This is a genomic window from Anaerolineae bacterium (assembly GCA_016931895.1).
Classification (GTDB): Bacteria; Chloroflexota; Anaerolineae; order 4572-78; family J111; genus JAFGNV01.
On the sequence record JAFGDY010000219.1, the window covers coordinates 1 to 15027 of the forward strand.

Annotated in this window: 11 protein-coding genes; 6 read left to right on the top strand and 5 right to left on the bottom strand. The window is 53.5% G+C overall.

Going from position 1 to position 15027, the window contains the following annotated elements; translation table 11 throughout:
* The 5 genes from JW953_16240 to JW953_16260 form a co-directional block, all read right to left on the bottom strand.
* Positions 1-1340 (bottom strand): MBL fold metallo-hydrolase (locus tag JW953_16240; GenBank protein ID MBN1994248.1); only part of this gene is annotated, 1340 nt, incomplete at its 3' end.
* A 125-nt stretch (positions 1341-1465) separates the two neighbouring features.
* On the bottom strand, positions 1466-2002 hold the full coding sequence (locus tag JW953_16245; GenBank protein ID MBN1994249.1) for a hypothetical protein: 537 nt from the start codon (positions 2000-2002) through the stop codon (positions 1466-1468).
* A gap of 282 nt (positions 2003-2284) precedes the next feature.
* On the bottom strand, positions 2285-3115 hold the full coding sequence (locus JW953_16250) for a hypothetical protein (protein MBN1994250.1): 831 nt from the start codon (positions 3113-3115) through the stop codon (positions 2285-2287).
* Positions 3116-3208: 93 nt separating this feature from the next.
* Complete coding sequence (locus JW953_16255) at positions 3209-4300, bottom strand: alanine--glyoxylate aminotransferase family protein (GenBank protein ID MBN1994251.1); 1092 nt, start codon at positions 4298-4300, stop codon at positions 3209-3211.
* Between the two features lie 126 nt (positions 4301-4426).
* Positions 4427-6976, bottom strand: a complete 2550-nt coding sequence (locus tag JW953_16260) for an SMC family ATPase (protein ID MBN1994252.1) — start codon at positions 6974-6976, stop codon at positions 4427-4429.
* 227 nt (positions 6977-7203) lie between these two features.
* On the opposite strand from JW953_16260, the gene JW953_16265 reads away from it, so the two are divergent.
* The 6 genes from JW953_16265 to JW953_16290 all read left to right on the top strand — a co-directional run bounded on the left by JW953_16265 (position 7204) and on the right by JW953_16290 (position 14961).
* Positions 7204-8259: a LacI family DNA-binding transcriptional regulator gene (locus tag JW953_16265; GenBank protein MBN1994253.1), complete on the top strand. Its 1056-nt coding sequence runs from the start codon at positions 7204-7206 to the stop codon at positions 8257-8259.
* A 71-nt stretch (positions 8260-8330) separates the two neighbouring features.
* Positions 8331-9305, top strand: a complete 975-nt coding sequence (locus tag JW953_16270) for a formylglycine-generating enzyme family protein (protein ID MBN1994254.1) — start codon at positions 8331-8333, stop codon at positions 9303-9305.
* A gap of 153 nt (positions 9306-9458) precedes the next feature.
* Positions 9459-11582: a hypothetical protein gene (locus JW953_16275; protein MBN1994255.1), complete on the top strand. Its 2124-nt coding sequence runs from the start codon at positions 9459-9461 to the stop codon at positions 11580-11582.
* 197 nt (positions 11583-11779) lie between these two features.
* Positions 11780-12763 carry an ABC transporter permease gene (locus tag JW953_16280; protein MBN1994256.1) on the top strand — a complete coding sequence of 328 codons (984 nt, stop codon included), beginning with the start codon at positions 11780-11782 and terminating at the stop codon, positions 12761-12763.
* Positions 12760-13944 carry an ABC transporter permease gene (locus tag JW953_16285; GenBank protein MBN1994257.1) on the top strand — a complete coding sequence of 395 codons (1185 nt, stop codon included), beginning with the start codon at positions 12760-12762 and terminating at the stop codon, positions 13942-13944. Before JW953_16280 ends, JW953_16285 begins: the two co-directional genes overlap by 4 nt.
* Before the next feature lie 9 nt (positions 13945-13953).
* Entirely contained in the window at positions 13954-14961 is a 1008-nt protein-coding gene (locus JW953_16290) for an ABC transporter ATP-binding protein (protein ID MBN1994258.1), read from the top strand.
* Positions 14962-15027 lie beyond the last annotated feature (66 nt).

Genomic DNA, 15027 nt, shown 5'->3' on the forward strand with positions numbered 1-15027 from the left:
GCTTTGGCCAGGGCCATAGCATTTTCCACTTCACCGTGAACTAAAAAGAGTTTCTGTAAATTGCTCCGCTCCTGGGCCTCCTTCAGCCAGCCAAGCAGGCCGTTGTGGTCCGCGTGGGCAGAGTAGCCGTTAATCTTCATCACTTTGGCCTTCACCGGATATTCCTCTCCAAAAATGGGAACCACCGGCTCACCTTCCAAAATCTTGCGCCCCAGGGTGTGTTCCGCCTGATAGCCGACAAATAAGATGGTATTTCGCTCATCGGTGATGTTGTTTTTGAGGTGGTGTAAAATGCGGCCCGATTCACACATTCCTGAAGCGCTGATGATAATCGCCGGGTGATCCAAATCATTCAAAGCTTTGGAGTGGGCCACCTCCCGCACGTAAGTTACCTGGTCAAAACCAAAAGGATCGCGACTGTTGCTTTCAGCCAGAAAATCGTGGGTTTCTTCGTCGTACACTTCCGGGTGCAGGCGGAAAATCTCGGTGGCATTGACGGCCAGGGGACTATCCACATACACCTCAATTTGGGGAATTTCATTACGGTCAAACATCTGGTGCAGGGCATACACCAGGCCCTGGGTCCGGCCCACGGCAAACGAGGGAACAATAAGTTTGCCTCTTTTATCTATGGTTTCCAAAACGGCCTGTTTAAACGCATCCTGGGCCTGCTCCGGCGGTTTGTGGAACCGTTGGCCGTAAGTGCTTTCCATGATAATAAAGTCGGCGCCTTCCACGGGCGCAGGGTCGCGTAAAATAGGAATGTCTTCACGGCCAATATCGCCGCTAAAAACCAGACGTTTTTGCCGGCCGTTGTCGTCAATATCCAGCGTCACCGAGGCCGACCCCAAAACGTGTCCGGCTTCTCGATAATGAGCCTGCACGCCTGGCACCACTTCAAAAGGACGGTTGTAACCAAGAGATTGAAACAGATTGAGCGCCTCTAAGGCGTCGGCCCGGGTGTAGAGCGGCTCAAAGGGTTTTTTGCCCTGCCTGATACGTTTTTTGTTAACATACTGCACGTCGCTCTCCTGGATGTAGGCCGAATCCAACAGCATAATGGCGCACAAATCGCGGGTGGCCGAGGTAGCCCAGATGGGGCCACGATACCCATGTTTGACCAGGGACGGCACGTTGCCGGTATGGTCAATGTGGGCGTGGGATAGAACAACAACGTCAATTTTGGTGGGGTCAAAGGGGAAGTTGCGGTTGCGTTCAAACGCTTCTTTGCGCCGGCCCTGGTACAGGCCGCAATCCAATAAAATATTATACCCGTTCACGGTGAGCAGGTGCATAGAGCCGGTGACTGTTTGCGCCGCGCCCCAAAAATGAAGTTCCATTGTTTTTACTCCGCTGAAATCTGGTCCAAGCGCATTATAAACCCGCCCGGCTAAAAAGAACAATCAATATAAAGTACCATTTGGGTTCTGGCTTGGGAGTGCGGCTTTGAATAGCGGAAAAAATATTAGGCACCTTCCAGCACTTTTAACCTGGCCTCAATGTCGGCCAGCCGTTCCAGCAGTGGTTTGACTCCCGTGCGGCGAAGCTGATAGGTTAAATGCAGGCCCGTATGATCGGCCAGCATGCCGGCCCCGGTAACCACATCACTGGCGTACTCCGGCTCAAGGATGTAAACCGTTATCCCCCCAGGTTGGCCCTGTTCCACCTCGCTGCCCTGAATTTGGTCAATTTGGCCGCTGCCCTGCGTGGGGACAATGAACGCTTTTTGCGGAGCGGGCGGCGTCCATAGAAAGTCATTGCTAAGGGTATACTTATCGGCGGTGTCGTAGGAAAAAGCAACCCTAACATTGGGCAGGGGCAGCCCATTCTCGTCAATCACCAAAACAATAATCCGTCTCTCCTCAAATGTTTTGGGCGCGGTGCGGCGGATATTCACCAGCCGGAACACGCCTTTTTCCGTAGGCGTGGCTTTATGGAGTTGGGCCATCCAGTCGCGCTGAATATCTGGCGGCAAAACATTGAGCGATTCATAATTAAACATTTTCCTCAACCTTTCTATCTAATGGCTTTGGGCAAGCCTTACTAAATTTACCTTTACCCCAACGCTTTAGCCAGAGCGTAGAATGCCTCAGCATCAAATACTTGATCGTTGGCTTCAGAGAGTAACGCCAGACAGGGGGAAATCCTAAATCTATTTTAACATTGTGCCAGAGAAAAGGCAATAGACACTCAACTTCAAACTGGCAACACTTTTCAAGGAGCCATATAAAACCAAAGAGGGTATATTCGGTATTGTGCGATTGGTTTAGGACCAACAACGGGCCTACTCATCCAACAAATAAACCGGCTCCTGGTAATACCTGATTTTACCCCGGTTTAATTTATCTTCCAGGAGTTGGTCTAACCATTCATTCTTCTCATCCAAAGATTTGTCGGAGCGGAGATAGTACAGGTCAACGTTAATGCGCAAAACCCGGCCGGGAATGATGAAGCGGGTGATGCCGGAAGGCATCAACTGGCCATTCCGGGCAATCTGTAAAACTTGTTCAACCGTGTATTGAGGGAAAACCACCAGGGCCGTCAGGTCGGGGTATTCCCGGCGCAGAGTGTCCATATTGGTGGTCAGGGTGCGGGTTAAGTGGCTGGTGTCAATATAGGTTTTGGTTACCAAGTTCAGGGCCTCCAACTCGTCAACGCCCGGCGTGGCCCGCACCAGGAAAATGCGATCTTCAATGGTGTGCAGGTAACACAGGCGTTTGCGGGCCAATACCGCGCCAATGGCCTTGGGCGACTCGTGCTCGACCATATCAATTTCCGGTAAGTCGTCAATGCGTTTGATCAGTTGAACCGGGTCGGCGCCACGCACAGTGTGGTACCAGGTACGTAAGCTCAGGTCTTCATCAGGCGAGACAATCTGAACTACGGTATAGACATAGCCCAATTGTTTTAAGGCCGTGGTCCGGGTAGCCCCATCCAGCACCACGTAACTGTCGCCGGCCTCAACGACAATAGGCGGATTGACTAAAACGTCTTCCACTTCCAGCCTTTTGGCCAATTTTTGCACCCTTTGCGGGTCAACGTTTTCATGGAGAAAAACGTTATCCAGGGGAACAACCCGTAACGAGAAGGGACGGTCCATTTGGTTCATGGTCATACATCTCCTGGTGAGTTCAATCGCCAAGAGAGGAGGTAAGGTGCTGCATGATGTTTTTGCGGCCGGCCTGACATCTTGGCGATTGAAATTGATTTACTGCGTTGTCTCCAGATACTCGTCAATGGTTGAGAGCAACTTATCCATATCCTCCATTGTCAGCCAGCCCATGTGGGCAATGCGGAAAGTTTTGCCTTTTAAATTGCCGTAACCATTGGAGATGATCATTTCCCGCTGGCGTAAGAATTTGTTGAGCGCGCCCACGTCCACTTCAAGGGTATTGGCCAGGCACGACACGGTGGGAGAGTGGTAGCCTGCTTCGGAGAACATACCAAAGCCGCGCATGGCGGCCCACTGCCGGGTGCGCTCGGCCAGAACCTGGTGGCGAGCAAAACGGGCCGCCAGCCCTTCGGCCAAGATGTGGTCCAATTCCAGGTTGAGGGCGCGCATTAGGGAGATGGCGGGGGTGGCGGCGGTAGTGCTGCGCTGCAAATATTTTTCCATCACCAAAAAGTCAAAGTACCAACCCCGTCCGGTCACGGTTTTGGCCTTTTCCAGCACCCGGTCGCTCACGGCGGCAAAGGAGAGGCCGGGTGGAATAGAAAGGGCTTTTTGGGAGGAGGTCAACATTACATCCAGGCCCCACTCGTCAAAAGGCAATTTTAGCCCGGAGAAGGAACTGACGGCATCCACAAAAATAAGCGTGTCAGGATATTTTTCTCGCATCAGAGCCGCAATCTCACCCAGCGGCGAGGCCACCCCGGTGCTGGTTTCGTTGTGGACAATGGTAATGGCTTCTACATTGGGGTGCTGCTGTAAGGCAACGTCTACGGTTTCCGGCTTGACCGCCTGGCCCCATGCCACATCTATTTTGATGGCTTCTTTGCCGCAGCCCACAGACACCTGATGCCAGCGGTCGGCAAAGGCCCCGCCTACAAAATTGATCACCCGCTGCTGAACGCCGTTACGGATGGCCGCTTCCTGCAAACCGCTGCCGGAAGAAGCGGAGATGTAGACCCGCCGATTGGTGAAAAAGAGCTGCTTAAGTTTCTCTTCGCAGGCCGCAAACAGTGCTTCAAAATCGGCGCTGCGGTGACCGATCATGGCCTCGGCTTGGGCTTCGAGCACATCTGGCCGCACATTGACCGGCCCAGGGATAAATAAAAAAGGATGTTTTTGTTTTGTCACGGTCTCTCTCCTCCATACTAATGGTTTCAATAACAGGATGAGGGCGATAAGCAGATCGCCCCCACCATTGGGCCAAGCTATACGTGAAAAATTTTACAAGGCCATATTATAGGCAAAACCAAAATTTCAGCGAATCGCTACCTGGCTGCCTTCCGGCGTTTTCCACACGTCAATACGCACCGGAAAGGCGTCCTTCAATTCGTCAATGTGGGTGATAACAATGATCTTTTCAAAATCATCCTGGATGGTGTTGATGGCTTCCACCAGGCGCTCCCGGCCCTGGCCGTCCTGGGTGCCAAAGCCCTCGTCAATAACCAGGGTCTGGAGTTGCGCCCCGGCCCGGCGGGCCAGCACTTTGCTCAGGGCCACCCGGATGGCAAAATTCACCCGAAAGGCTTCACCGCCGGAATAAAGCTCGTAGTCGCGGGCGCCCACTTCATCGGAGATGCGAATGTCCAGGGTCTCAATGGTGCTGTCGCCACTTTTGGCCTCGCGTTGAGTTTCAAAACGGACGTGCATGCGGCTATCGGTCATACGGCTGAGCAGCCGGTTGACTTCATCTTCAATTTCAGGGATGGCGCTTTCAATGAGCAGGGCCTGCACGCCTTTTTTACCAAAAGCTTGTTGGAGTTCGCGGTAGATGCTCTGCACCTCCCGGATTTGTTGGAGCTTATCGGCCTGTTCGCCGCGTTGTTTGGCCAGGTAAGCCACGTGGCTTAACTTCTGCTTGGCCGCTGCCACTTTATCCCGGGCAAAGCGATCTTCACGTTGCAGACGGTCCACGCTGTTGCTGGCCTGGTTAAGCCGGGTAATTAATTCCGGGAGGTCAGCCGTTTCATGTTCCAGCGCGGTGATTTTTTGCCGGTCAGTTTCGGTTTGGGCCAACAGGCGGGTCTGGCGGGTTTGTTCTCGCTGTAAGCGTTTTTCTTCTTCGGCAATGCGCTTTTCAGCCTCGGCCACGGTGCGGGCCTCTGCCTCAAAGTGACTAAAACGTTCCACCGTAGCCCTGGCTTCCCGGTGGGCGGCTTCGTCATAGCCCAGCGCGGCTAACTCCGCTTTTACTTCGGCCAAAGCCGCTACCACGTCGGCGGCAAATTCCTGGTTGTCCAACCTTTTTTGCAGGTCGGCTTGTTGGATTTGGCTTTGGGCCAAATCTTCAGCCCCGGCTTCGGCCTCGGTTACGGCCTGGCTCAGGCGGGCTACTCGGCCTTGCGCCCCGGCCAAACCGCGCAATTGCCGTTCGGCTTCGGTTACGCTTTTTTGCAGCGCTTCTTGCTGCGCGCCAATTTCCCGCAGCCGGCCCTGGTTGGCGCGGTAAGCATCGCCCTTTTGTTTGCCCTCGGTTTGGAACTGGGCCACCACGGCGGTGCGGTGTGTTTCATCCAGGGGGCGCTGGCACACCGGGCACTTAGAGTCGGCCTGCTCCAATTGGGTCAGGTTGGCTTTGATGTCGTCCATTTCCACTTTGAGTTGCCGATTTTGCTCGTTCAGGCGGGCGGTTTCTTCTTTCAAGTTGGTCAGGGTGGACTGGTGGGCTTCGCGCTGCTCGGCCAGACGTTGCAAAGTATCCAACTCGGCCTGGGCTTCGGCAAGCTGCTCGCGTTGCCGGGACAGAGCGTTTACTTTGGGTTGTAAGAGGTCAATTCTGGCGGCAATCTCGCGCAGGTTGGCTTCGATCTCGGCGCGGGCAGCGTGGAAGGCGGTGTCCAGTTCGTGCTTGCGGTTGGCCAGTTTGGCCGACTCTTGCAAACGCCGGTCCCAATCTTGGACCAAAGCTCTGGCCTGTTGCAACGCCTGCAAGCCTTGCTCAATTTCTGCCTGACGGGTCAAGAGGGCGCGGTATTCATCAATTTTGTCCTGCGCAGCCTCCATTTCGGCGGCAGTGTCGGCTATATCGGCTTCGGCCCCGGCCAGGCGGTCGCGCAAATCATCCAATTGGCGTTGTTTGTCGTTGATGGCCCGGTGCTGTTCGCGCAGGGCATCCATCTCTTTTTCGGCTATTTGTAACTGTTGGTTCAAGTCAGCGGCTTCTTGTTGGGCGGCGGCCAACTCAACACGGTACTCCGGCTCCCGCGCCAATTCCTGCTCAATTTGATCCACCCGGGCCACAATTCCACTGCCTTCTTTCTCTTTTTCCAGAGCCTTATCTTTGGCCCGCTGCTCGTAAATTTCATAAATGCCCAGGCCCAGGATGTCGCCCAGAATTTCTTTGCGCTGGCCAGGCGGTTTGGTGGTAAACTCGTCGGCCCGGCCTTGCAATAAAAAGGCAGAGTTAATAAAGGTATCATAATCCAGACGCATGAAGGTGTTTATTTTTTGCTGCGTGGCCCGGATAGTGGTTTCGGTGAGGGTGCGCCAACCCCCGGCGTCTTCCACTTGCAAGCTCAGGTCGCTGCGGCCGCGACGGCTGGCATCTCGTTTGCGAATAACGCGGTAAACGTTTCCGCCCAGGTCAAAAGTGTATTCCACTTCCATCTCACTTTGGCCCAGGTAGATCAACTCGTCATCCCGTTTGGCTCTGGCCCGGCCCCACAGCGCCCAGGTAATGGCATCCAGCAAACTACTTTTGCCGGCTCCATTTTCGCCGGTTAATACGGCCAGGTGAATGCCCTGAAAGTCTAGCCTTGCCTCGCGGTAAGCCATAAAATTACGCAGTTTTAGAGTGACCGGAATCAAAACACACTCCTTTAAAATAGGGACCCGGGCCAGGGGTTAAATGTCACTTAGAGCATTTCATTATGGGGAGTGTACCATGCCCCGGCAAAGCGGGCAATTAACCGCCGGACTTAACCAGGGGTCTTATAGAAGGAAGGGGTAGATTTGACAGTCAAGTGAAACGATAGTATGATGGTGTAACGTTACAGTAAAACGTTACACCCCGAACACACGAGGGAGTGTTTTTGGTGGCCAAAATTCGGCAACGAAGCCCATCGCGGGTGACAATTAAAGATGTAGCCCAGGCAGCGGGGGTGTCTGTGACTACGGTTTCCAACGTGTTAAACGGGCGCACCGAAGCGATGGCGGAAGAAACGTTGCGGCGCATCCGGGAGACAATCCGCACCCTGGATTATCGGCCCAGTAACGTGGCCCGCAGTTTGGTCTCCAGGCGGACGGCAACCATAGGGGTTATTATTGCCGAAATTGAAACCGCCGTTTACCTCCAAACCCTCAACTTTATTGAACCTATTGCCCGCAAGGCGGGTTATAACATTCTCCTCTGTACCACTACTACCCACAATCTTGATGATGAAAAACGAGCCATAGAATTACTGCTGGAAAATCAGGTTGATGGTATTGTTTCCCTGGCCACTTCCACGTATCTGGATGACGATTACCTCTCTGAATTACCCTCCACCCCGCCCATGGTTTTATTCAACCGTTCTACCACGCATGACAAGTTTGACCAAATCAACGTGGATAATACCAATGGCGTTATTCGGGCCATTGATTACCTGGTGCAGTTGGGTCACCGATGCATTGCCCACCTTTATGGCCCTACAGACCGGGTGAGCACCCAGGAACGATTGCAAGGTTATCGGCTGGGCCTGGAAAAGCATAACCTTGAATATAATGAAGATTATGTGCGTTCCGGTAATTTTGAAGAAACATTGGAAGTCTGGGAGCAATCAACGTTAGAATTGTTAGCATTGTCGCCCCGCCCTACAGCCATTATTGGGGCCAATGACCGGGTGGCGGCTGTAGCGATGAGAACGGCCCAGCGGGCCGGGGTGCGCGTGCCGGAAGAGATGAGCCTGATTGGTATTGACGACCAGCCCTTTTGTGCTTACTTGAACCCCTCCTTGACCACCATTGATATGTCCATTATTGAAATTGGTAAACGAGCCATTCGCATGTTGTTGGAGCGAATTAACGGGACACGCACCACAACAGAGCATGTAATCCTGCGTTGCCCCCTGGTGGTGCGAGAGTCGAGCGGGCCGGCGGCAAATATTCAATAACTTACCTTAATGCCTTATTGGCGCAACATTGGCCTACCCAAACAAATCTGTTGCAGGAAAAGGAGATAAAGATGAAAAAATTCTTAAACCTTATGGCTATAATGGTGCTGTTGATTTTGATTGCAGGTTGTGGCGGCGGAGTAGACGAGTTTGCAACGCCAAAAACGGCTGGGGGCGATACGTCGGCCAGCGAACCGACGAATACGCCCACTGCGGTTGGCACCCCAACCGCCACACCTTATACCCTGGCCACCCCCACCCCTCTGCCTCCACCACCAACACCGACCCCCGCTCCTCCCACGCCTACCCCAGAACCAAAGGAGGAACAGGCCAAAGAAACAGAAGAAACAGCCTCTGAAGCGCCTGCTGTGCCCGATAATATGGTTGAAATTCCAGCCGGCCCTTTTATTATGGGTAGCGATGAGGGCGACCCTGAAGATGCCCCGGCCCACGAGGTGGATGTGCCTGCCTTTGCCATTGACAAGTTTGAAGTAACTAATCTTGACTTTTCCGCCTTTGCCGACGCGACCGGTTACGTAACCTATGCCGAACAACAAGGCATTGGCAGTTGGCGCGAGGAGTGGGGCATTGGCAAAGATAATCACCCGGTGGTGATGGTCACCTGGGACGATGCGACCGCCTACTGCGAGTGGTTGGACAAACGGTTGCCCACCGAAACCGAATGGGAAAAGGCTGCTCGCGGCGAAGATGGACGTGTCTTTACCTGGGGCAACGAGTGGGACCCCACCAAGGCCAATGTAAAGGAAAGAGGATTGCGCGGCACGGCTGCAGTGGGTAGCTTTGGCGAAAGCGCCAGCCCTTATGGAGTTGAAGACATGATTGGCAATGTTTGGGAATGGACCGCCGATTGGTATCAACCCTACCCCGGCAACACAACGGACGATCCCTATTATGGAGAGCGATTCAAGGTAACGCGGGGTGGTGGCTGGTTTGACGAGGAACCCCAGGCCACAACCTTTAATCGTAATGCTGGCGATCCAACCAAGACCGCCAGCGATGAACTTGGTTTCCGGTGTACGCGTTAGGATAGCCTTTGTTTTATTGGAATTCCCCAATATACCATAGAAAGGAGGGATGATTATCCAAAATTGCAAAATAGGAGTAGCATCTTAGATGGTAGCTTTTTAAGTAAGTTGTCAAATTATAAAAATTTTAGCAAAAAGGAGAGGTATCCCAACATGAGTAAGAAACTATTTTTTGTACTGCTTCTCACCGTGTTACTCGCCAGTCTGTCGTCTACGGCAGTGATGGCGCAAGGTGAGGGTACAGTCTACACTATCCAAAAGGATGACTGGTTATCAAAGATTGCCGAGAAAGAGTATGGCGATCCACTGGCTTATACGGCGATTGTTTATTACAACAATATGATGGCCGCTGAAGATAGCTCGCTCAACAACATTGGCGATGCCGACGTACTTGAAGTTGGCTGGTCAATTTACATTCCCAGCGTTGCCGAAGCCGAAGCCTTTATGGCCGGTGAAATGGCTATGCCCGGTGCTTATGGTGAAGCGCCAATGTGGGCCGACATGGTGGCTACGGGCGATTTGCCGCCGGTGGAAGAGCGCCTGCCCAAAGAGCCGTTGGTGGTCCAGCCGGTTGACTCTGTAGGACAGTACGGCGGCACCTGGAACCGGGCCTTTACCGGCATCAACGACTTCCACGCCTGGGGCCGCATTAATTATGACCCCATGCTGCGCTGGCCGCGCGATCCCAAAGATCCGGTTCAGCCCGGCCTGGCCAAAGACTGGCAGTGGTCCGACGGTGGCCGCACCTTGACCCTGTTCCTGCGTGAAGGCCTCAAGTGGTCCGATGGTGCGCCCTTCACGGTAGATGACATCATCTTCTGGTGGGAAGACATTGAACTTGATGAAAACATCACCGCTGCCCCACACGCCGAGTGGGTGGTCAATGGCGAGCCGATGACGTTGGAGAAGGTTGATGATTACACCATCAGGCTCAAATTTGCCGCTCCCAACGGTCTGGCCGAAACCACCGGCCTGGCCTTCCACGGCAACCAGTGGCCGCTAGGCTTTGAGCGATTTGGTTTCTTTGCCCCGCGTCATTACCTGGAGCAATACCATCCCAAGTATAACACCGCGTTAACCGACTATACGGTGTTTGAGGAAAAGGCGTTTGACTACAACGTGGAACGCCCGGTGATGACCCCCTGGAAACTGGAAGAATGGAGCGCCGGCGCTACCGAACTTGTGCTCAAGCGCAATCCCTACTACTGGAAAGTAGACGTGGCCGGCAACCAATTGCCCTACTTTGACTACGTCCATTTTGACCTGGTAGAGGACAATGAAGCCATCAACCTGCTGGCCATTGCCGGTAAGCTGGACATGCAGGCTCGCCGCATTGACTTCCAGAAGTATCCGGTTTACCAGGAAGAAGGCCCCAAGAATGGCTATCACACGGCCATCTGGTCCGGCGCCAATGCGTCGGTGCAAAACTTCTTCCCCAACCAGAGTTATGCTGACCCCAAATACCAGGAATTACTGCGAAACCTGAAGTTCCGCCAGGCCCTGTCGCTGGCCATGGACCGCGACCTGATCAATGATGTGGCCTATCTGGGGCAAGCTATACCGCGCACCGAAACCGTAGTATCGTCTTCTCCCTGTTACATTCCAGAACTTGAAAGGTATTTTGGCGAGTATGACCCGGCTCAGGCCGAAGCCTTGCTGGATGAGATTGGCCTGACCAAGGGCGCGGATGGTTTCCGCACCTTTGCCGATGGCTCGCCGCTGGAATTGGTGATTGAAACCCATCAACTATCCGGGGCTGGTCTGGATGTAATTGAACTGGTGGCCGAAAACTGGCAGGCTGTGGGCCTGAAGACGGCGGTTGAGACCATGCAGCGCGACATCTACTGGCCGCGCGCGCTGGCCAACGAAGTGATGATTGCCGTTTGGTCTACCGACCGGGGTCTGGTGCCGATGGTTGACCCCATCTACCAGTTCCCCTTTGACGACCGCTCCTGGATGGCTCCGGCCTTTGGCGTTTGGTACAAAACCAATGGCGAAAAGGGCCAGGAACCCACACCAGAGTTCAAGGCAGCTATGGACCTTTATGATGAGTACAAGATCACGGTAGACCCCGCCCGCCAGGTTGAGATTTGTAAACAACTGGTCAGAAACGCCACCGAAAATCTGTGGACCATCGGTACGGTGGGCCAAGATCCAAACCTGGTGATTATCAAAGACAACTTCAAGAACGTCATTGAGTCTAGAGACTTCACCGCCGACTGGATCGTCATGGCTCCCGGCACGCAGGATCCGAGTCACTACTACATGGTTAAATAATCAACTCCTTTTCCTTGGGGAGGGGCTGACATAAGTTTTGTTTAAAGCCCCTCCCTCATCACCCATCTTGCTCTTTAGAGAGTTGACCGTTGACGCTTGCCCGTCAACCGCGCAGCCAAGGCGCCGACATCGGCCTTCTGACGCTTGGCAGGCGACCGTCAGCCGTCAACTAACGTTAAACAGAAGGGAGTTAGTAAGTGCTAGCTTATATTGCGCGACGACTTTTGGCCATGATCCCCCTGCTGGTATTGGTCTCGATCATCACTTTCTTCATCATCCAATTGCCGCCCGGCGATTTCTTTTCTACCCTCCAGGCTCAGATAGCCGAGACCGGTGGTGGGATGGATACTGTCACTATGGAGGTTTTGCGCCAGCAATATGGCCTGGACCAACCTTTTTGGATTCAATACTTCAGATGGATATCCGGGTTTCCCAGCGGTGACTTTGGTTATTCATTAGATTGGAACAGCCCGGTCTGGCCCTTGGTCCGAGACCGGATGGCCTACACCGTTTTGTTGGGATTTTTTTCATTGATTTTTATGGTCGGGATTTCTGTGCCCTTTGGCGTCTATTCGGCCACTCACCAATATTCTGCCGCCGATCATTCCTTATCGTTTCTAAGCTTTATCGGCCTTTCGCTGCCGGGCTTTTTATTTGCCTTGCTCTGGATGTTTTTTGGGGCCTTGATATTACGGATTGATGTAGGGGGGGTGCTATCGGCGGAGTATCGGGATGCGCCAATGAGTTGGAGCAAGTTGGTAGATTATTGGAATCATTTATGGCCTCCGGCAATTATTCTGGGGTTGGCCAGTACGGCCCAACTCCACCGCATTATGCGGGGCAGCGTGCTGGATGTATTGGGCCAGCAATACATTACTACGGCCCGGGCCAAAGGCTTAAAAGAGCGAAAGGTCATCAACCGTTATGCAGTGCGGGTAGCCATTAACCCGTTGATTAGCGTCATTGCCCTCGAAATCCCCAAAATCATTTCCGAGTCCGCCCTGGTGGGGATTGTGATGTCACTCCCCACCACCGGCCCGCTCTTCCTGCGGTCGTTGCAGTCGCAAGATATGTATCTGGCCGGCACGTTTTTGCTGTTTATGACTTTATTATTGATGTTGGCCAATCTTTTGGCTGATATTCTGTTGGCCTGGGCCGACCCGAGGATTGTGTACACATGAGTAACCTTGCCAAGTCTGAAGAATTATTCAAACTATATCGTGAATTGGACGAAACCGCCGCCGCCGACATTGCCGGCACCGGCGAAGGCTTAGTGACCGTTGACGAGGCGCGCTACGCCGCCTCGCAGTGGCAGTTGATGTGGCGGAGGTTTATCCGTAACAAAGCGGCCATCGTCGGTGGAACCGTCATCTTGCTCTTTTACCTGGCCGCGCTCTTGGGTAACTTCATTGTGCCCTATACCCTCACTACCCGTTTCCGTGAGCGAATCTATATGCCGCCGCAAGGGATACATTTCTTTCACCAGGGGAAATTTGTAGGGCCTTTTGTCTACGGCGTAGAGTTAACCATTGACCCCGAAACGCTTCGTAAGGATTACAAAGCCGACACCAATGAAATACATCCCCTTGACTTTTTTGCCAAAGGCGAACCTTACAAACTGTGGGGATTGTTTGAAACCAATATTCACCTGTTTCTGGCCGAAGAAAGTCCGGTCAACCTCTTTGGCACCGACCGCCAGGGCCGGGATATGTTCACCCGCACCATTTTAGGCAGTCAAATTTCGCTCACCATCGGTTTGGTCGGGGTTTTCCTGAGTCTCTTTTTCGGGACGGTCTTGGGAGTTACCTCCGGCTACTATGGCGGAAGGATTGACGACTTAATCCAACGAGTCATTGAGTTAGTCCGGTCTTTTCCCTCTATCCCCCTGTGGATGGCCCTATCCGCGGCCCTGCCGCCGCACTGGCCGCCGCTGCGGGTCTATTTTGCCGTCACCCTTATCCTGTCCCTCATCGGTTGGACCTGGCTGGCCCGCCAACTGCGGGGCAAAGTGTTGACCCTGCGCGATGCTGATTTTGTAGTGGCGGCCAAATTGGCCGGGGCCAGCGATGGGCGGATCATTTTCAAACACCTTATCCCGGCCACGCTGGGCCACATCATTGTGGTTTCTACCCTGGCTATGCCGGCCATGATCCTGGCCGAAACCGCCCTGAGCTTCTTGGGGCTGGGCTTGCGCGCTCCTTTAACCAGTTGGGGCGTGCTTTTGCAAGAGGCGCAAAATATCCAATCCATTGTCCTGTATCCCTGGGTTTTCATTCCGGCAATTTTTATTGCCATTTCTATTTTTGCCTTTAACTTCATGGGGGATGGCCTGCGCGACGCCGCCGACCCTTATAGCCAATAGATGATGACGATGATGCACAATAATAAAAAATATATTCTGCAAATTGATAATTTAAAAACCTACTTCCATACCCTGGACGGCACCGTGCGCGCGGTTGACGGTGTTTCCCTGGAAATCGAGCAAGGGGGCACCCTGGGACTGGTCGGCGAGTCCGGCTGCGGTAAAAGCGTAACCGCCTTCTCGGTGATGCGGCTGCTGCCCAAACGCATCAGTGAGATTGTTGAAGGTAAAATGCTCTTTTACCGGAAAGAGGCCGCCGAGCCGGTTGACACGGCCACACTCAACCCCGACGGCAACCTGATCCGCAGCATCCGGGGTAACGATATTTCAATGATCTTTCAGGAGCCGCTGACCTCCTTTTCGCCGGTGCATACGGTTGGCCAACAAATCGCCGAAACAGTGGCCCTTCACCAGATGACCAATGCCCAGGAAGCCAGGGAGCGCTCTATAGAAATGCTGGCCCAGGTTGGCATTGCCTCTCCCGACCAACGGTTCGACGAATATCCCCACCAATTCTCCGGCGGCATGCGTCAGCGGGCCATGATTGCCATGGCCCTATCTTGCAACCCCAGGCTGCTCATTGCCGATGAACCCACCACCGCCCTGGATGTAACGATCCAGGCCCAAATTTTGGAACTGATGAAATCCCTTCAGGATCAATTTGGGATGGCCATTATGATGATCACCCACAACTTGGGCGTTATTGCCGAAATGGCCGACCAGGTGGCCGTGATGTACATGGGCAAAGTGGTAGAAAGCGCCGATGCCAACACCATCTTCCACCACCCCCTGCATCCATATACCGTGGGCCTGATGCGTTCCATTCCCAAGATTGGGCGTGAGGTCAAGGGACGTTTGACCCCCATTCCCGGCAGCGTGCCCGATCCATTCTCGATTCCGTCCGGCTGCGCCTTCTACCCACGCTGTCCCGCGCCCAAAAAACCGGCTTGCAGCGAAGAAGTGCCGTTGCTTGAAATTGAATCGGGGCACAAAGTACGCTGCACCCTGTATGATTAATCAAAATAGGATTTGGAAGAAATTATATGGCAGCAAAAAAAGGCAACATCTTATTAGAAGTTCATA